Source organism: Streptomyces termitum, assembly GCF_014650175.1.
Classification (GTDB): Bacteria; Actinomycetota; Actinomycetes; order Streptomycetales; family Streptomycetaceae; genus Streptomyces; species Streptomyces termitum.
The window spans coordinates 85,786-102,417 of record NZ_BMUL01000020.1 but is presented as its reverse complement, the minus strand read 5'-3'; the positions used below and the strand labels follow the sequence as shown (position 1 = coordinate 102,417).

Here is a 16,632-nt window from a genome sequence, read left to right as displayed (position 1 = left end):
CGCAGCTTCCACCTGAATACCGGCCGTGGGGCTGCGGCAAACGCGTCCCCGGCAGAATGTCACATGTCGGCAACACGCTGTAGTGACTTGTCGACACTGCGTGGGCGCATATCCGCAGGAAACAAGGGGTGTACGGCATGTGGGGCGCCGGAGAACTGCTCCGAACCGGTCTACCCGTTCCGGTTACGCCTCGATCCTGTTTGCGGATCGCAGTCGGGCGAAGCTCCGGGCGAGGAGCCTTGACACGTGCATCTGCGAGACCCCCAGCTCCTGGCTGATCTGGGACTGGGTCAGGTTGCTGTAGTAACGGAGCATCAGGATCCGCTGCTCGCGCTCGGGGAGCTGGACGAGCAGGTGCCGGACCAGGTCGCGGTGTTCGACGCCGGCCAGCGCGGGGTCCTCGTAGCCGAGCCGGTCGAGCAGTCCGGGCAGCCCGTCGCCCTCCTGCGCGGCCTCCAGGGAGGTGGCGTGGTAAGACCGTCCGGCCTCGATGCAGGCGAGCACCTCGTCCTCGGCGATCCGCAGCCGCTCGGCGATCTCGGCGGTGGTGGGGGAGCGGCCGTGGGCCGTCGTCAGGTCCTCGGTGGCGCCGTTGACCTGCACCCACAGCTCGTGCAGCCGGCGCGGCACGTGCACGGTGCGGACGTTGTCGCGGAAGTACCGCTTGATCTCGCCGACCACGGTCGGCATGGCGAAGGTGGGGAACTGCACGCCCCGGTCGGGGTCGAAGCGGTCGATCGCGTTGATCAGGCCGATGGTGCCGACCTGGACGACGTCCTCCATCGGCTCGTTGCGCGAGCGGAAGCGGGCCGCCGCGTACCGGACGAGCGGGAGGTTGGCCTCGATGAGCGCCCCGCGCACCCGGTCGTGCTCGGCGGAGCCGGGCTCCAGCCCCTTCAGCTGCCCGAAGAGGACCTGGGTGAGGGCCCGGGTGTCGGCGCCCCGGGTGCTGCGCTCCCGGGGGCGCGGAGGGTCGGCGGGGTCGCCGCCCTCGTGCTGGGGCGGGACCTGAGGCGCTGTACTGGCCGGCACGTTCACGCCACCCCTTCGGCTGGTGTCGCGGGACCGGGGGGTCACGGGGCCTCGGCCACCGGTCACCTACGGTCAACTCATCCGTCAAAAGCGGTCATAGCATCACAAGACATGTCCACTGTGTGCAAGCACCCCATCACCACGTGTTGGGGGCGTCGGGGAGGGAAAAGCGGAGGCCAGAGACGTGCGAGGCCCCCCGCCGGAAGGGCGGGGGGCCTCGGAAGGTACGGGAGGGGCCGGCGACTAGAAGGGGTAGTCGGCGATCACCCAGGTGGAGAACTCGCGCCACAGGGCCACTCCGGCCTGGTGCGCGGGGTGGTCCAGGTACCGCTGGAGCGCGTCCAGGTCCTCGACGGCGGAGTTGATCGCGAAGTCGTAGGCGATCGGCCGCTCGGAGACGTTCCAGTCGCACTCCCAGAAGCGCAGCTCGGGGATCTGCCCGCCCAGCGCGCGGAACGCCTCGACGCCGGCGACCACGCGCGGCTCGTCGCGGTCGACGCCCTCGTCGAGCTTGAAGAGGACCAGATGGCGGATCACGGAGGGCTCCTAGTTGATGAGTTCGGTCATGAACTCTCCGACACCCTTGGCGGCGCTGGAAAGGCCCTCGAACCCTATCTGGACCAGCTCGGCGGAGCGGTCGGGGGACGTGATGATCGCGTACAGGATGAAGACCCCGAACGCGTACACCGCGACTTTCCTCGCCTGGGACATCCGTCCCTCCCCTCCCCGTACCGTGACCCCGCCTCGGCGCTGGCCACTCTAACCGAGGCTTTATGGACCAAGGACCCTGCCTTCGGGGTCTTTCGCCGTCACCCGGACGGCCGCACGGGGAGCAGGATGGATGACGAGCCCGGCGGATCTGGCAGGAATCCGCAGGGCCGAGGAACCGGTCCCCACTGCGGGGCCCGCGCCGCGAGCTTCCCCCCTGACTGCGGCGCAGGGCTTGCGGGTCCGGTTCTCATCGGGGGGAGCGGCTTGTCCCCCCGATGCCGCTCCCCCCGGCCCCAGCAGGACGGAGCGGGGCCCCGGTGGTGCGCCGGGGCCCCGCTCCCGTCTCGTCCGTTCCCGGGAACGCCGAAGGGCCCGGCGCTTTCGCGTCGGGCCCTTCGTGATGGCGGTAGCGGAGGGATTTGAACCCTCGGTGAGTTTCCCCACACTCGCTTTCGAGGCGAGCTCCTTCGGCCGCTCGGACACGCTACCGAGAGAGAGCTTAGCCCAAAGTCGCTCCGCGATGAAATCCGTATCCCCGCGCTGGTCAGCGGGTGTCAGCGGTCGCGGAAGAAGGCGGTGAGCCGCTGGGCGCACTCCTCGCCGAGGACGCCGCGGACGACCTCCGGGCGGTGGTTGAGCCGCCGGTCGCGGACCAGGTCCCAGAGGGATCCCGCCGCGCCCGCCTTCTCGTCGTCGGCGCCGTACACGACCCGGGCGATCCGGGACTGCACGAGGGCGCCCGCGCACATCACGCAGGGTTCCAGGGTGACCACGAGGGTGCAGCCGGTGAGCCGCCACGCGCCGGTGGCGGCCGCGGCCCGGCGCAGGGCGAGGACCTCGGCGTGGGCGCTCGGGTCGCCGGTCGCCTCGCGTTCGTTGTGCGCGCGGGCGAGGACGTCGCCGGCGGGGGAGAGCACGACCGCGCCGACCGGTACGTCACCGGCCGGCACGGCCGCGGCGGCCTCGCCGAGGGCGAGCCGCATGGCGTCCCGCCAGAGGTCGGGCACCGGCTCCGGCACGGGGTCCGGGACCGGGGGTGGCGCGAGGTGCACTAGCGGACGGCCTCCAGGATGTCGGAGGCGCCGATGGCGTCGGCGATCTCCCCGAGGGCGTCCTCGGTCAGGGCGAGGAGGTCCCGCTCGGACATGCCGAGGTCGGCGAGGATCCGGCCGTCGCCGAGCGGTCCGGCCGGCAGGACCTCGCCGGTGGCCTCGCCGTCGTCGTCGGCCGCCGTCTCCGGCTCGCCGTCCTCGGTCCCGTCGAGGTCGACGAGTTCGTCGAGGGCGCTGTCCCCGTCGGAGCCCATCAGCTCCGAGGTGAGGATCTCCCCGTACGAGGAGCGGGCCGCGGCGACCGCGTGGGAGACGAAGACCCGGGGGTCGTCCTCCCCGTCCACGCGGACGACGCCGAACCACGCGTCCTCCTGCTCGATGAAGACGAGCACGGTCTCCCCGTCGTCGGAGGCCGACTCGCGGGCCAGATCGGCCAGGTCCGCCAGCGTCTCCACGTCGTCGAGCTCCGTATCGCTCGCTTCCCACCCGTCTTCGGTGCGCGCGAGCAGTGCGGCGAAGTACACCTGACTCTCCCACTGATCAGAGGTGTGATGAACCGGTGGCGCGGTCCTGAGCCCCGCCCTTCGGCATCGTGACAGAAACGACGGCCGCAGGAGAGGTCTTCGGGTCTTGCGTCGTGCATCAGTCTGAACCACACCGCGTTCGGGCGGGCGTACGACCCCGGCGCGCGGAGGGGGCGCGCCGGGGTGCCGGAGACCGCCCTCACCAGCGGAAGGTCCGCATCCGCATGGCCTGTCTCATCCGGGCGGCCCGGGCGCGCCGGGGCTGCACGCGGTCGCGCAGCGCCTTGGCCTCGTGGAGCTCGCGGAGGAACTGGGCGCGGCGCCTGCGGCGCTCCGCGTCGGTCTCCGGGTCCTGCTCCGGCTCCGGCACCCCGGGCTCCGGGCCCGTCCGGGTCCGGCCGGCGGTGTTCTTCGGCTCGGCCATCGGCCACCTCACCCCATCGCTGGGTCCCTGTCCCCCCACCTTGCCGCAGCGGCGCGGGTCGGGGCCAGTGCGCGGCGGGCTACTGTTGAACCATGCGTCTCCACGTCGTCGATCACCCGCTGGTCGCCCACAAGCTCACCACCCTGCGCGACAAGCGCACGGACTCCCCGACCTTCCGCCGGCTCGCCGACGAGCTGGTCACCCTGCTCGCCTACGAGGCGACCCGGGACGTGCGGACCGAGCGGGTCGACGTCGAGACCCCGGTGACGGCGACGAACGGCGTGAAGCTGTCGTACCCGCGCCCGCTGGTGGTCCCGATCCTGCGGGCGGGCCTCGGCATGCTCGACGGCATGGTCCGGCTGCTCCCGACCGCCGAGGTCGGCTTCCTGGGCATGATCCGCAACGAGGAGACGCTGGAGGCGTCGACCTACGCGAGCCGGATGCCGGAGGACCTCTCGGGCCGCCAGGTGTACGTGGTCGACCCGATGCTGGCGACCGGCGGCACGCTGGTGGCGGCGATCCAGGAGCTGATCCGGCGCGGCGCGGACGACGTGACGGCCGTGGTGCTGCTCGCGGCGCCGGAGGGCGTCGCGGTGATGGAGCGCGAGCTGGCGGGCACGCCGGTGACGGTCGTGACGGCCTCGGTCGACGAGCGGCTCAACGAGCACGGCTACATCGTGCCGGGCCTGGGCGACGCGGGCGACCGCATGTACGGCACCGCCGACTAGGACGTTCCCGGGAGGCGCCCCGGCGGTCCGCCGGGGCACTTCCTCAGCAGCGGGTGGGCGCGGGCTTGGGCTTGTTCAGGACGGCCAGGGCCGCGTCCGCGGTCGCCTTGGGCGACAGGTTCTTGAAGGCTGTACCGATGATCAGGTCGACGTCCGCCGTGGTGCGGGTGTCGACCTTCGTCGTGGTGCCCGCGAGCTGGGTGCCGAGGACGGCGAAGGAGCCCTTGGTGGCGGCCGGCGCGCCGAGCAGCAGCCCGGTGCCGGTGACCTTCTTGTCGTAGGCGGCCGGCGCGTTCCCGATCTTGCCGATGGCGAAGCCGCGCTTCTTCAGCTCGTCGGCGGTGGTCTTGGCGAGGCCGCTGCGCGGGGTCGCGTTGTAGACGTTCACCGTGACCTGGCCGGGCTTGGGCAGCGCGACGGCCGGGGTGGGAGCGGGGGCGGGCTTGCAGTCGGCCCGTTTCCCGGCGGCGGTGGTCTTCGTGTCGTCGCCGCCGGAGAAGACGTCGACGAGCTGGTACGTGCCCCAGCCGGCCGCGCCCAGCAGGACCACGGCGGCGGCGGAGGCCAGAACGATCCTGCGCCGACGGTGGGGGCGGCGCATGCGCGGGTAGACATCCCCCGTGATGCGGTACTTTCCGCCCATGCCGGGGGGAGTGAGCATGCTCATGAACGCAGCGTAATGCCGCCCGTCCGCGATGCCTACTTGATGATCATGTGATCGCGCCCGGATGGGGGTGAACTGCCCCCGAAAGGATCAGCCCGCGGGGGCGGGGTGACCGGGCGGGCGGCCGGCCCGGGGGCCGGCGCGGACTCAGTCCAGTTCCAGCACGCGCGCGTGGAGCACCTGGCGCTGCTGGAGCGCGGCGCGGACCGCGCGGTGCAGCCCGTCCTCCAGGTAGAGGTCGCCCCGCCACTTCACGACGTGCGCGAAGAGGTCGCCGTAGAAGGTCGAGTCCTCGGCGAGCAGGGTTTCCAGGTCCAGCTGGCCCTTGGTGGTGACGAGCTGGTCGAGGCGGACCGGGCGCGGGGCGACGTCCGCCCACTGCCGGGTGCTTTCCCGGCCGTGGTCGGGATACGGCCGTCCGTTTCCGATGCGCTTGAAGATCACACGGAAAGCCTACCGTTCGAGCGGCTACCGGCGCAGCCAGGCGGACCGGGGGTGAAGACGGGATGAACCGGGACGTAACAGTCATATGGCTGCGGCGGGCGGTCCCGGACGCGGGCGAGGGCCCCCTGTCGGAGGCCCTCGCCGGCCGTGCGCGTACGAATGTGTCCGGAATGCGGACGGTGGGGTGCGGGTGGCGCGGGGGCGGGGTGTCAGCGGTTCCGCCCGGCCGCGCCCCGGGGGCCTACTCGGTCACGCCGCCGTGGTCGTGGGAGTGGCCGCCGCCCGCCGTGCCGCCGGAGGTGGGCACCGAGGCGACCGGCTTGCGCAGCGAGGAGATGTCGTGGGCGTAGGTGCCCACGGCGTTGGCGATGACGTCGATGTTGGCGTCGAACGCCTTCATGTTGACGTTCTTCAGGTCGTCGCCCTTGGCGTGGTAGTTCACGTCGAAGGCGACGCCCGCCTGGCCGCCGAAGAGCGCGGCCTGCTCCGGGGTCTTGATGCCCTCGGCGCCGGTGAAGGTGCCGCCGGACGGGATGCCGGTCTCGATGAACGGGCCGTAGTCGGAGCGGCCGTCGAAGTCGGTGCCCGCGTGCGGGAGGCCCTTCTTGTCCATGAAGTCGGTGATGTCCCGCTCCAGCTGGGCGGAGCCCGCCGGGCCGGGGCCCTCGCCGAGGCCGTCCGAGTCGTCGCCGTCGTAGACGAACAGGCCGTAGTTCGGCGAGGCGATCATGTCGAAGTTGAGGTAGAGCTTGATCTCCCGCTTGTCCAGCGCCGTCAGGTTGTTGACGTAGTGCTCGGCGCCGAGCAGGCCGTTCTCCTCCGCGGACCACCAGGCGAAGCGGACCTTGTTGCGGACCTTGTCCTTCGACTTGGCGAGCTCCAGGGCGGTCTGGAGGATGCCGGCCGAGCCGGAGCCGTTGTCGTTGATGCCGGGGCCGGCGGTGACCGAGTCGAGGTGGGCGCCGAGCATCACGGTGTTGGCGGCGTTGCCGCCCTTGGTCTCCGCGATGACGTTGTTGGTGGAGCGCGTCTCGTTGAGCTGGCGGACCTCGAAGGAGAGGCTGACCGGGCCGGCCGCCACGTCGGCGGCGAGGCGCTCGCCCTCCGCCTGGCCGAGGCCCGCGGTCGGGACCTTGGCCGAGGCGGCGTCGCCGAGGGTGCCGGAGAGCAGGCCCTCGGTGTTGTTGTAGATGATCGCGCCGGCGGCGCCGGCCGCGGCGGCGTTCTCCTGCTTGATCGCGAAGGTGCAGCCGCCGCGCTTGATCAGGGCGATCTTGCCGGTGAAGGCGCCCGCGGCGAAGTCGCCCGGCTCGCAGCCGGTGGTGCCGTCGGCGTCGACCGGGACGGCGGCCACGGCGGCGGTGATGCCGCCGACCGGGGTGGACTTGGTGTAGGTCATCGCGCTGATGTCGAGGTCGCGCGGGGCGGAGCCGAGGACCGACGCCTTCTCGGCCAGCGTCTCCGTGTAGACGAAGTCGAACTTCTGGTACGAGACGTTGTAGCCGGCCTTCTTCAGCTGGGTGTAGACGTACGCGGCCGAGGCGTCGTGGCCCAGCGAACCGGCGGCGCGGTGGCCGCCGGCCGAGTCGGCTATCGCCTGGAACTTCTGGAGGTGCTTGAAGGCGTCCTTGCCGGTGGTCTCGCGGACCAGCTTCTTCGCCAGCTTCGCCGCGTCCCGCGCGGGCGCCGCGTTGGGGTCCTGGCCGGCGGTGGCCGGAGAGGCGAGGACCAGGGGGGTGGCGAGGGCGGCAGCCGCGAGGATGGCCGCGGCACGACGCTGCGTTGCGTTCACAGAAGTCCTTCCCGATGGGGACGAGGTTGAGGGGGAAACTAGCCACCGGGAGGGGGTTCTGTGAACACGTTCTCCGCAATTCATGTCAGCTTGAGCAGGATTGACATCTGGAATTATCAATTCCCGGATGATTTGCGGCCCTTGGCGGCTTTCGGCTTCTTCGGCGCGGCGCCTCCGGAGAGGTCCGCGCCCGGCGCGATCAGTTCCCCGCGAAACGGGCGAGCGCGGACATGACGTGTGTACGGGTCGGATCGCCGCCCAGGTGCCCCGCACCCTCCACGACGTGCAGTTCGGCGCCCGGCCAGGCCCGCGCCAGCTCCCAGGCGGTGGTGAGCGGGCCGCCCATGTCGAGCCGGCCGTGGACCAGCACGCCCGGAACGCCGGCGAGCCGGTGCGCCTCCCGGATCAGGACGCCCTCCTCCAGGAAGGCACCGTGGGCGAAGTAGTGCGAGCAGATCCGTACGAAACCGAGCCGGGCGTCGTCGACGCGGTCGCTGTACGGGGTCCCCATGCCCTCCGTCGACAGGACGGCGTCCTCCCAGGCGCACCAGTCGGCCGCCGCCCGCTCCCGGACCGCCCGGTCGGGGTGGTTCAGCAGGGCCGCGTACGCCCCCACCGGGTCCCCGGCGTCCCCCGCCCCGGCGAGGAAGCGCTCGTACGCCTCCGGGAAGAAGCGGCCGACGCCCCCGTACAGCCAGGCCGTCTCGGAGCGGCGGGTCGTCGTCACGGCGGCGAGCACGATCCCGGTGACCCGCTCCGGGTGGGCCTGCGCGTACGCGAGGATCAGGGTCGATCCCCAGGAGCCCCCGTGCAGCAGCCACCGGTCGATGCCCAGGTGGACCCGGAGCCGCTCCATGTCGGCCACCAGGTGGGCGGTGGTGTTCACCGAGAGGTCGGCGGCCGGGTCGCTCGCGTGCGGCAGCGACCGGCCGCAGCCGCGCTGGTCGAACTGGACGATCCGGTACGCCTCCGGGTCGAAGAGGCGGCGGGCGCCCGGGGAGGACCCGGAGCCGGGCCCGCCGTGCACGACGAGCGCGGGCTTCCCCGCCGGGTTCCCGGAGACGGCGTAGTGGACCCGCTGGCCGTCCCCGACGTCGAGGAGGCCCTCCTCGTGGGGGTCGAGGGCGGGGAAGCGCGCGGGCGCGGGAGTCGTCTCGGTTCGCATCCCGCCGACGCTACCGAGCGCCGGTGACCCGCGCCTCCGGGTTCTCGCACCACTCCAGGACCGCCGGCCACGGACCGTAGCCGCTGTCCGGGTTGAGGTGCTCGCCGCCCGGCACGAAGTCGGTGTCCAGGCCGAGCGGAGCCCCGTACACGGTGCCGGCGCCCTCGGGGCAGTACGGGTCCCCGTCCCCGTACACCAGCCGTCCCGGCACGTCCTTCCGGGTGAGGTCGAGGCCGTCGGCGAAGGCCGCGATCTCCGGGATGGAGGCGGTGACGGCGGGCGAGGGCGGGGCGACGAGCAGCGCCCGGTCGGCCCCGGGCCGGCGGTCCCCGGCGCGCAGCCACAGCAGGACGGACAGGCTGTGCGCGAGGACGACGAACTCGCCCTTGGCGGGCCGCCCGCCGTGCGCGTCCAGCGCGTCCAGCCAGTCGGCGAGGACCGGCGCGTCCGGCTCCGGGAGCTGCGGGTAGCGCACCTCGTGGCCCCGGCCGCGCAGCTCGCCGGCGAGCCAGTGCTGCCAGTGCCCGGCCGGCCGGTGGTTCTGGAAGCCGTGCAGGATCAGGAAGGTCTTCGGCGTGGTGGTCATGGGGTGATCGTCGGACGCGGGGGCGGCGGGGTCCAGGGGGTGTCCACGGACGGGGACGCCGCCGGGGCGCGCAGCGCGAGCAGGTCCCGTACGCCCGCCTTGACCCGCTCGGCGGGCAACGCCTGTTCCACCGAGAGGTGGTGCATCAGGTCCGGCGAGAACGGCGCCAGCAGCAGGTGGGCGAGGAGGGCGGCGTCGCAGCCGGGCCGCAGCCGGGACAGCAGCATCGCCGTGTGCGTGTGCATCACCTGGTAGGCGCCGCTGTGGTAGCGGGCGCGGGGGGCGGCGGAGTGGGCGGCGAGCAGCAGGGCCCGCTGCTCGGCGACCCGGTCCACCAGCGCGTCGAGGAAGGCGTCGAGCCGCTCGCCGGCGGGGGCGCCGGGCCCGAGCGGCGGCGGCCCGCTCATGTACGCCTCCTGGAACCGGCGCTCGCGGTCGTCGAGGAGCGCCCAGAGCAGCTGCGAGACGTCGCCGAAGCGGCGGTAGACGGTGCCGACGCCGATTCCGCTGGCGTGGGCGACCTGGTTCATGGTGACCGCGTCGGGGCCCTTCTCGGCGACGATCCGGGCGGCGGCGTCGAGGATCCGGCGGCGGTTGCGGGCGGCGTCGGCGCGCTCGGGGGCGGGCGCGGGGGCGGCGCCGGTCCCCGGCGTGTTCCCGGCCGGGAGGAGGGCGAGCAGGGGGCCGGGCGGCCCGTCGCCGGCCTGCGGTCGTCTCGTGCTCATCGCCCGTTCCTGCCCTTCGTCGCGCCCCCGTCGTCGATGGTTCCGTCCTTCGAGCATACCTGGCGCGACCCAGGAAACGGATTCCTATCCGATTAGGTCGGACGCAGTGCCCCCGTGTACGGGGCACCGCGTCCGCTCAGGCCAGCGACAGGAACAGCTTCTCCAGCCGGGCCCGCATCTTGTCCGGGTCCTCGCCGTTCCGCTTCCCGTCCTCCATGTCCGTCAGGCACTGCTGGAGCCCGGTCGCGATGATCGCGAACCCGGCCCGGTCCAGCGCCCGCGAGGCGGCGGCCAGCTGCGTCACGACCTCCTCGCAGTCCCGCCCCTCCTCGATCATCCGGATCACCCCGGAGATCTGACCCTGCGCCCGGCGCAGCCGGTTGAGCACGGCCTTGAGCTCCGCGCCCGCGAGATCGAGTTGCACAGCCACTCCTCCAGCAGATACCCCAGGGGGGATTCATCCCCGCACCGGGGCCTGTCCTGTCAAGGATGACACCCGCCCCGCTGATTCCCGAGAGCCGTCGAACTCCCCGGCCCCGCGCCCCTGCCGGACCGCGTCGGTGCAGGTCAGCGGGGTGCGGACGGTTCGGAGGCGGTCTTCGCCCGCGCCGGGCGGCGCTGCTCGAACTGGCCGAGGTGGACGACGACGGAGCCGTGGAAGCGGTCGACCGCGTCGTCGATGCTGCGGATGAACCCGGACTCGGCGGAGCCGCGGGTGTTCCCCATCCCCTTGAAGAGGGAGAGCCGGAACCCGGCCGTCTCGGCGCCGTCCCTGGGCAGCAGGTCGCCCGGCTCGGGCCGCAGGCGCTCCAGTGTCCCGCGCGGCCCGGTGCGCCCCTCCACGAGCGTCTCGACGTGCAGGTCCGCGGGCGCCGTCTCCAGCGCGCGGATCAGCCGCTTCACCACCGACAGCGGGTAGGTGCCGTCCGGCGCGGGCACCTCGACGGACGTGCGGATCTTGCCGGTCCTGAGGTCGGCGGTGAGCGACAGGACGGTCGGGGTGCCGTCGATGCGGATCTCCGCGGAGAGCTTCCCCTCCTCGCACAGCCGGTCGGCGAGCTCGACGCGCCGGGACTTGGGGTCGGTGCCCCGCTTCGCGCGCTGCACCGGGAGGGCCTTCTGGCCGAGCTCCCCGCCGAGGCGCAGGCAGACCTGGCGGATCAGCCGCTCCCAGCTCTCCACGACCTCCACCGCGCGCGGGTCGCCGGGGACGAGGGTCTCGTCGTCGATCCCGTTGCGCACCGGGACCCAGGAGGGGCCCATGTTCTGGAAGCCGTGGCAGCCCGAGTTGTCGTGCTGGAGGTAGTGCAGGAGCTCCTGGAGCAGCCAGACGTGCGCCGCGTTGCCGACGCCCTCGTGCCGGATCAGCATCTGCGCCTGGTGGGCCACCTCGGCCCAGGAGAGGTGCCACAGCGAGACCTTGTGCTTGCGGCGGCCGTCGGTCTTCACCTCGACGAGCGGGATGCCCTCCAGGGCCACGTCGTTGGAGAGCGTGATCACGGCCTCGTACCCCCGCCGGGCGGCGATGTCCATGTAGTTCTGGACCTGCTCGCTCTTCAGCGGGTTGCCGTTGGTCTTCGTCTCGACCAGCGCCGTCCAGAGCTTGCCCGCCCGCTCCACCCGGATCACCCCGTCCGGCCGCTTCGGGGTCTCCCCGTGCGGCAGGGACACCTCGGTGAAGGTCTGCATGCGGCCCGCCGGGGCGCCGAATCCCGCGGTCAGGCGCCGGCCGAACTCCGGGACCTCGGCCATGACCGAGAGCAGCACCGAGGTCGCCCGCACCTCGCGCTCCTTGTCGCTGCGGTAGGAGGGGACGGGGAAGAGCCGGGCGGGCCGCCAGGAGTCGTTCTCCGCCAGGGACTTCTTCGCGGTACGGGGGAGGGTGACCTTCTTCTTCGCGGTACGGGTCCCACGGGCGCGCGCGCCCGCCGCCGGCGCGTCCGGGGAGCCGGCGGGGGCGGTGCCGGCCGGCTGCGCGGGGGTCGCGTCGCCGGGGGCGCCCCCGGCGGGGGCCGCCGCGCCGTCCCGTACGCCCTCCGGGGCCGCGGCGGGCGCGGTGGCCTCCGGGCCCGCCTCCGCCCCCGGCTCCGCCTCCTGGCCCTCGTCGTCCTCGGCGATCCGGATGCCGAAGTCCGTGGCGAGCCCCGCGAGCCCCGTCTCGTACCCCTGCCCGACGGCCCGGAACTTCCACTCCTCGCCGCGCCGGTAGAGCTCCCCGAAGATGAACGCGGTCTCGACGGTGGCGTCCGTGATGGAGAAGCCGAGCAGGGCCTCGCCCGAGCGGTCCGCGAGGGAGAGCCGCAGGTCGTTCAGGTCGCCGAAGGACGATTCGCCGTACCGGCTCGCCGCGATCACGATCCTGGTGACCTCCGGGGGGACCGCGGTCAGGTCGATGCTGATGCGGTCCTCGCTGCCGTCCTCCGTCGGGACCTTGCCGAGCAGCTGGACGCTGCCGTCCTCGGCGGACGGGCGGTTGTAGAAGTAGAAGTCGGCGTCGCTGCGGACCTTGCCGCCGTCGTCGAGGAGGAGGACCGAGACGTCGGCGTCCCCGTCCCCGGACGGGCTGCTCCAGCCCAGTCCGACGACCACCGACCCGGTGTCCTCGCTCAGCGCGGCGAGGCCGGTGTTGGCTCCCTTGGGCAGTTCCCGCATATGTCCGTCCCCCAGATCTCGCTCATGGACCGGTCCCTGGGGAACGGTAGCGTCCGGGCGAACGGAATGGGGAGGAGATGTGAAAGTCGGACTGCCTCGCGCGGGGGCGGTACCGGGTTCCGTGCGGGGCGGTGCCGGGGCGGTCGGGCCCGTTTCCGTCCCGGGGAGGAGACGGGCCGCCGTTCTCGACGCCGCGCGGGAGGAAACACGTCAATCCGCCCGGAATCACCCGGCCGCCGCATGATGTCCGCTGTGAACCCCTTCACCTTCTCCGCGGCCTTCATCACCTTCTTCTCCGTCGTCGGCCCGCCGAAGGTGCTCCTCGCCTTCGCCGGGCTCGCCCAGACCCACCCGGTCCGCCAGCTCCGCACCATCGCCCTGATCTCCTCGGGCGCGGCGGTCCTCGTCGGCCTGGTCACCGGCATCACGGCGCCGTGGCTGCTCGACCTCTTCCACATCAGCACCCCGGCGCTCCAACTCGCCGGTGGCGCGATCTTCTTCGTGTACGCGGTCGGGCTCGTGCTCGGCATGCACCTCGGCTCGGACGGCCCCCACCAGGACGCCCCCGACATCGCCGGCGGCGTCCGCGAACTGCTGATGCCGTACATCGTCAGCCCGCTCGCCATGACCGCCGTCCTGATCGAGGCCGCCGCCCGCTACTCGGTCGGCTGGCGCTCGACCGTGGTCGGCGCGTACGTGTGCGTCATCGCGCTCGACCTGGTCTGCGTCCTGGTCCTCACCCGGCTGCTGAGCCGCACCCACCACACCACCATCGAACTGCTCGGCCGCCTGCTGGGCCTGCTGCTCGCCGCGGTCGGCGTGGACCTCTTCCTCGACGGCCTGTCCGACCTGGGTGTGCACATCCTCGGGCGGCACTGAGCCCTTCTTCCCGGGGCGGTCCGGGGGCGGTCCGGGGGTCAGGAGAGCGGGTCGGCGGCGGCCCGGGCAGCGAGCAGCCGATCTCCTCGGCGAGCAGGGCGGGTTCCTCGACCGCGTCGAGCTTCACCGCGTTCTCGGGGAGGGCGGGGTCGAAGCGGTGCGGAGTGAGCGCGGCCCGCCCGGAGCCGAGGACGGCCGGCCGCCCCTTCCGGTACGCCCCCGACAGATAGCCGGAGGCCGGCGGGGCCCAGGCCGGCACGCCCATCCCGTACTCCCGGGCGACGGGCGGCACCGAGGTCTCCGCGCCGCGCGCGAGGAGCGAGTACGGCGGCTGCTCGGTGCGGAAGCGGCGCAGCCCGCGCCGCTCGGCCACCGCGTGCGCCTCCACGATCCGCTGCCCCGGCCCTCCCGCCCTCCCCGTACAGAGAGAACGCCTATCCATCCACCCCCGCGAACAGCTCCCGCAGGAACGGCGCCACCACCCCGTACAGCGCCTCCGGCGCCTCCAGGTGCAGGTCGTGTCCGGTGCCGGGCACGCTGACCGCGGTCAGCCGCCGTTCCTGCCGCCGGGCCATCCCGTCCCACTGCTCCGGGTCGATGATGCCGTTCTGGCCGAGGACGGCGAGGAGGGGCACGTCGATCGCGTCCCACTCCTCCCACCAGGAGCGGACGGCGTTCTCGGCGAGCGAGGCGGCCAGGACCTCGGGGTCGAACCGCGGCCACCAGCCGCCGTCCCGCTCCTCCAGCCCGCCGGCCCACCCCTCGCCGACCGGCCCGCCGCCGAAGTGCGCGACGGCGGCCTCCCGGTCGGGGAAGGGCACCGGCCATCCCCGCAGCCACCCGGCGACCTGCTCGGTCCGGTCGGGCGCGGACCCGCCGGGACCGGCCTCGACGAGTACGGCCCCGGCGACGCGGGGCGGCCTGCGGGCGGCGGCGAGGAGCGCGGCGTGCCCGCCGTAGGACTGCCCGACGAGCGCGACGGGCCCGCCGTCCGCCGTGAGGGCTCCGGCGACCTCCAGGACGTCGGAGGCGTACGCGGCCCGGGAGACGTCCCCGGGGCGGCGCTCGCTGTCCCCGTGCCCGCGCTGGTCGAGGGCGAGGACGCGGTACCCGTCGGCGGCCAGGGCCCCGGCCAGCGCGTCCCACTCGCCGCAGTGCCCGGCGAGCCCGTGCAGCAGCAGCACGGAGGGCCCCGGCCCGGCCCCCGTGTCCGTCCATTCCCGCCCGGACAGCGTCACCCCGTCCCGTACGAACTGCCATGTGACCCAGTTCACACCCACGTTCCGCCCCTCCCCGTCACATCGCCGTGCGGCGTTCCGTCAGTCCCATGAAAGCGCGGAAGAGACGGAACGATCCGCCTCCCGCCGCCACCGGCACTCTCGACCCGAGGAGCACCCATGGACGCCCGCCTCAACCTCTTCACCAGCCCGATCGCCTCCAAGGTCGTCCGTCACCTGGCCTCCGCCGGCTTCGCCATCCCGGAGACGGTCCTGCCGCACAGCACCCAGGAGCTGGTGAAGATCCGCGCCAGCCAGATCAACGGCTGTGGATTCTGCCTCGACATGCACACCAAGGACGCGGCGGCGGCCGGCGAGACGGCCCTCCGCCTCCACCTCGTCGCGGCCTGGCGCGAGGCCACGGTCTACACGGAGGCCGAGCGCGCCGCCCTCGAACTGGCCGAGGAGGGCACCCGCCTCGCGAACGGCACCGGCATCACGGACGCGGCCTGGCAGAACGCCGCCCAGCACTACGACGAGGAGCAGCTGGCGGCCCTGGTCTCGCTGATCGCGCTCATCAACGCCTTCAACCGCCTGAACGTCATGACCCGGCAGCCCGCCGGCGACTACGTCCCCGGCCAGTTCTCCTAGCCCGTACGCGAGCCGGGGCCGCGCCGCACCGAAGCGCGGCCGGAACGGCCTCCGGGAGGCGCGCCCCGCGGCCCCGGATCACGCCCGGCCCCGGTACCGGCAGCGCCCCGGCCGCCCGCGACGGCCCGCGCGCGGGACCCCCGGCCGCGCGTGCGGTGGGCGGGCGGCGCGGCCGAGGGGTTCCGGCCCGGCCCGGCCCGTCCCGCGCCCGGGGCCCTCCCTCGTACGGGACGGGAGGACCTGGATGAACGGCTCCGATCCGTACGGGCCGGAGGAGCGCGGGCGGCGGACATCGGCCCGCCCGGCTGGAAGGGGCCCGCGCGCCGCGAGGGCGGCGGGAGCCGTCGCCGCCGGGCAGGCGGGGCCCGGCACCGCCCCGGAGACCGTCAGGAGAAGACCCGGCCGGGGCCCGGGAAGGGCCTCACACCGTCACCCGTCGGCTGATCGCCCCGTCGGCCATCACGTACCGGGTGTCGGCGCGGGCGGCCACGTCCGGGTCGTGCGTCACGAGCACCACGGCGGTCTCCTGCTCCCGCGCGAGCCGGAGGAACTCCTCCAGGACCGCGGTGGCGTCGGCGCCGTCCAGCGCGCCGGTCGGCTCGTCCGCGAACACTACGTCGGGCCGGTGGACGAGGGCGCGGGCGACGGCGACCCGCCGGTTCTGGCCGCCCGACAGGTTCGCGGCCCTGCGCCGCAGATGGGCGCCCATGCCGAGCGGTTCGAGCACCCGGCCGGCCGCCGCGTGCGCGCGGTCCTTGGCGATGCCCGCCAGCCGCATCGGCAGGGCCGCGTTCTCCTGCACGGTCAGCTCGGGAAGCGGCTCCCCGGAGGAGGAGACGAACCCGAGGCGTTCGCGGCGCAAGGCGCTCAGATCGGCGCCGGAGAGGGACGACAGGACGATCCCGTCGAAGGTCACCGTGCCGCGCGCCGGGGGCAGCACACCGGCGAGGCAGTACAGCAGCGAGGACTTGCCCGCACCGCTGCCTCCCGTGATGGCGGCGACCTCACCGCCGGCCAGCTCGAAATCGGCGCCGTACAACGCCTGTCGCTCCCCGTAGAAGAAGTCGACGCCCCTGGCGCTGAGGATGTGGTCCATTCCGTGACTGCTTCCTGGAGGAGGGACCGACCGTCGCGGCCCCCTGGGCGAGCGGTGACCGGGCCCGGCGGCACCCTCGAAGCCGCGACGGCCCCGCCGACCACGGCGATGTCCCCGGCTTCCGCGCGGATCTCTCCTGCCCACCGGACACCGATCACAGAAAGTAGCGGCGCCGCCCTGCTCCGGACGGTGCAGGAACGTCCCTCTGTCCGATCACCCCCCGATCCGGTGAACCGACCCTCGCGAAGGGGACCGCCAGCGGCGATCCACCAGCGGCCCGATCCGTACCC

The 16,632-nt window shown here is 73.4% G+C and carries 19 protein-coding genes, 1 tRNA gene and 1 pseudogene; 3 read left to right on the top strand and 18 right to left on the bottom strand.

The features are described 5' to 3' along the window. Window positions 1-183 precede the first annotated feature (183 nt). From IE219_RS28260 to IE219_RS28230, 7 genes are all read right to left on the bottom strand, one after another. Window positions 184-1,032 carry an RNA polymerase sigma factor SigF gene (locus IE219_RS28260; RefSeq protein WP_189982585.1) on the bottom strand — a complete coding sequence of 283 codons (849 nt, stop codon included), beginning with the start codon at window positions 1,030-1,032 and terminating at the stop codon, window positions 184-186. Between the two features lie 243 nt (window positions 1,033-1,275). Next, complete coding sequence (locus tag IE219_RS28255; protein WP_189982583.1) at window positions 1,276-1,569, bottom strand: Dabb family protein; 294 nt, start codon at window positions 1,567-1,569, stop codon at window positions 1,276-1,278. 9 nt (window positions 1,570-1,578) lie between these two features. Continuing rightward, entirely contained in the window at window positions 1,579-1,719 is a 141-nt protein-coding gene (locus IE219_RS28250) for a hypothetical protein (protein ID WP_189982640.1), read from the bottom strand. 425 nt (window positions 1,720-2,144) lie between these two features. Continuing rightward, window positions 2,145-2,232, bottom strand: a tRNA-Ser gene (locus IE219_RS28245). A 65-nt stretch (window positions 2,233-2,297) separates the two neighbouring features. Continuing rightward, window positions 2,298-2,726, bottom strand: a complete 429-nt coding sequence (tadA, locus tag IE219_RS28240) for a tRNA adenosine(34) deaminase TadA (RefSeq protein WP_189982628.1) — start codon at window positions 2,724-2,726, stop codon at window positions 2,298-2,300. Window positions 2,727-2,794: 68 nt separating this feature from the next. After that, on the bottom strand, window positions 2,795-3,319 hold the full coding sequence (locus IE219_RS28235) for a tRNA adenosine deaminase-associated protein (RefSeq protein ID WP_189982581.1): 525 nt from the start codon (window positions 3,317-3,319) through the stop codon (window positions 2,795-2,797). A gap of 199 nt (window positions 3,320-3,518) precedes the next feature. After that, window positions 3,519-3,743: a hypothetical protein gene (locus IE219_RS28230; RefSeq protein ID WP_189982637.1), complete on the bottom strand. Its 225-nt coding sequence runs from the start codon at window positions 3,741-3,743 to the stop codon at window positions 3,519-3,521. 92 nt (window positions 3,744-3,835) lie between these two features. Between IE219_RS28230 and upp the strand changes: the two genes are divergently transcribed. After that, window positions 3,836-4,471, top strand: a complete 636-nt coding sequence (gene upp / locus IE219_RS28225; RefSeq protein ID WP_189982579.1) for a uracil phosphoribosyltransferase — start codon at window positions 3,836-3,838, stop codon at window positions 4,469-4,471. Between the two features lie 43 nt (window positions 4,472-4,514). On the opposite strand, the gene IE219_RS28220 is transcribed toward upp, so the two are convergent. The 8 genes from IE219_RS28220 to IE219_RS28185 form a co-directional block, all read right to left on the bottom strand. Beyond that, window positions 4,515-5,138, bottom strand: a complete 624-nt coding sequence (locus IE219_RS28220) for a LytR C-terminal domain-containing protein (RefSeq protein WP_189982577.1) — start codon at window positions 5,136-5,138, stop codon at window positions 4,515-4,517. A 144-nt stretch (window positions 5,139-5,282) separates the two neighbouring features. Beyond that, window positions 5,283-5,579, bottom strand: a complete 297-nt coding sequence (locus tag IE219_RS28215) for a type II toxin-antitoxin system VapB family antitoxin (protein ID WP_003949502.1) — start codon at window positions 5,577-5,579, stop codon at window positions 5,283-5,285. A 241-nt stretch (window positions 5,580-5,820) separates the two neighbouring features. Next, entirely contained in the window at window positions 5,821-7,371 is a 1,551-nt protein-coding gene (locus IE219_RS28210) for a M28 family metallopeptidase (protein ID WP_229850092.1), read from the bottom strand. A 199-nt stretch (window positions 7,372-7,570) separates the two neighbouring features. Continuing rightward, a complete protein-coding gene (pip, locus tag IE219_RS28205; RefSeq protein ID WP_189982573.1) occupies window positions 7,571-8,536 on the bottom strand; it encodes a prolyl aminopeptidase in 966 nt (321 codons plus the stop codon). A 10-nt stretch (window positions 8,537-8,546) separates the two neighbouring features. After that, the gene (locus IE219_RS28200; RefSeq protein ID WP_189982572.1) at window positions 8,547-9,122 is read right to left on the bottom strand and encodes an RBBP9/YdeN family alpha/beta hydrolase; all 576 of its coding nucleotides are present in this window, start codon (window positions 9,120-9,122) and stop codon (window positions 8,547-8,549) included. Continuing rightward, complete coding sequence (locus IE219_RS28195; protein ID WP_189982570.1) at window positions 9,119-9,847, bottom strand: TetR/AcrR family transcriptional regulator; 729 nt, start codon at window positions 9,845-9,847, stop codon at window positions 9,119-9,121. Before IE219_RS28195 ends, IE219_RS28200 begins: the two co-directional genes overlap by 4 nt. 136 nt (window positions 9,848-9,983) lie before the next feature. Then, entirely contained in the window at window positions 9,984-10,271 is a 288-nt protein-coding gene (locus IE219_RS28190; RefSeq protein ID WP_189982568.1) for a metal-sensitive transcriptional regulator, read from the bottom strand. 143 nt (window positions 10,272-10,414) lie between these two features. Further along, window positions 10,415-12,499: a TerD family protein gene (locus IE219_RS28185; protein WP_189982566.1), complete on the bottom strand. Its 2,085-nt coding sequence runs from the start codon at window positions 12,497-12,499 to the stop codon at window positions 10,415-10,417. Between the two features lie 252 nt (window positions 12,500-12,751). On the opposite strand from IE219_RS28185, the gene IE219_RS28180 reads away from it, so the two are divergent. Next, a complete protein-coding gene (locus tag IE219_RS28180; RefSeq protein WP_189982564.1) occupies window positions 12,752-13,378 on the top strand; it encodes a MarC family protein in 627 nt (208 codons plus the stop codon). 64 nt (window positions 13,379-13,442) lie between these two features. On the opposite strand, the pseudogene IE219_RS32015 reads toward IE219_RS28180, so the two are convergent. Both IE219_RS32015 and IE219_RS28175 read right to left on the bottom strand, forming a co-directional pair. Further along, window positions 13,443-13,781, bottom strand: a pseudogene (locus IE219_RS32015) (aldo/keto reductase); the annotation flags it as partial. A gap of 31 nt (window positions 13,782-13,812) precedes the next feature. Further along, window positions 13,813-14,652, bottom strand: a complete 840-nt coding sequence (locus IE219_RS28175) for an alpha/beta fold hydrolase (RefSeq protein WP_229850090.1) — start codon at window positions 14,650-14,652, stop codon at window positions 13,813-13,815. Window positions 14,653-14,775: 123 nt separating this feature from the next. On the opposite strand from IE219_RS28175, the gene IE219_RS28170 reads away from it, so the two are divergent. Then, complete coding sequence (locus IE219_RS28170; protein ID WP_189982562.1) at window positions 14,776-15,246, top strand: carboxymuconolactone decarboxylase family protein; 471 nt, start codon at window positions 14,776-14,778, stop codon at window positions 15,244-15,246. A gap of 421 nt (window positions 15,247-15,667) precedes the next feature. Here the strand turns inward: IE219_RS28170 and IE219_RS28165 are convergent, their stop codons facing one another. Next, window positions 15,668-16,342 carry an ABC transporter ATP-binding protein gene (locus tag IE219_RS28165; RefSeq protein WP_189982560.1) on the bottom strand — a complete coding sequence of 225 codons (675 nt, stop codon included), beginning with the start codon at window positions 16,340-16,342 and terminating at the stop codon, window positions 15,668-15,670. Window positions 16,343-16,632: the final 290 nt, after the last annotated feature.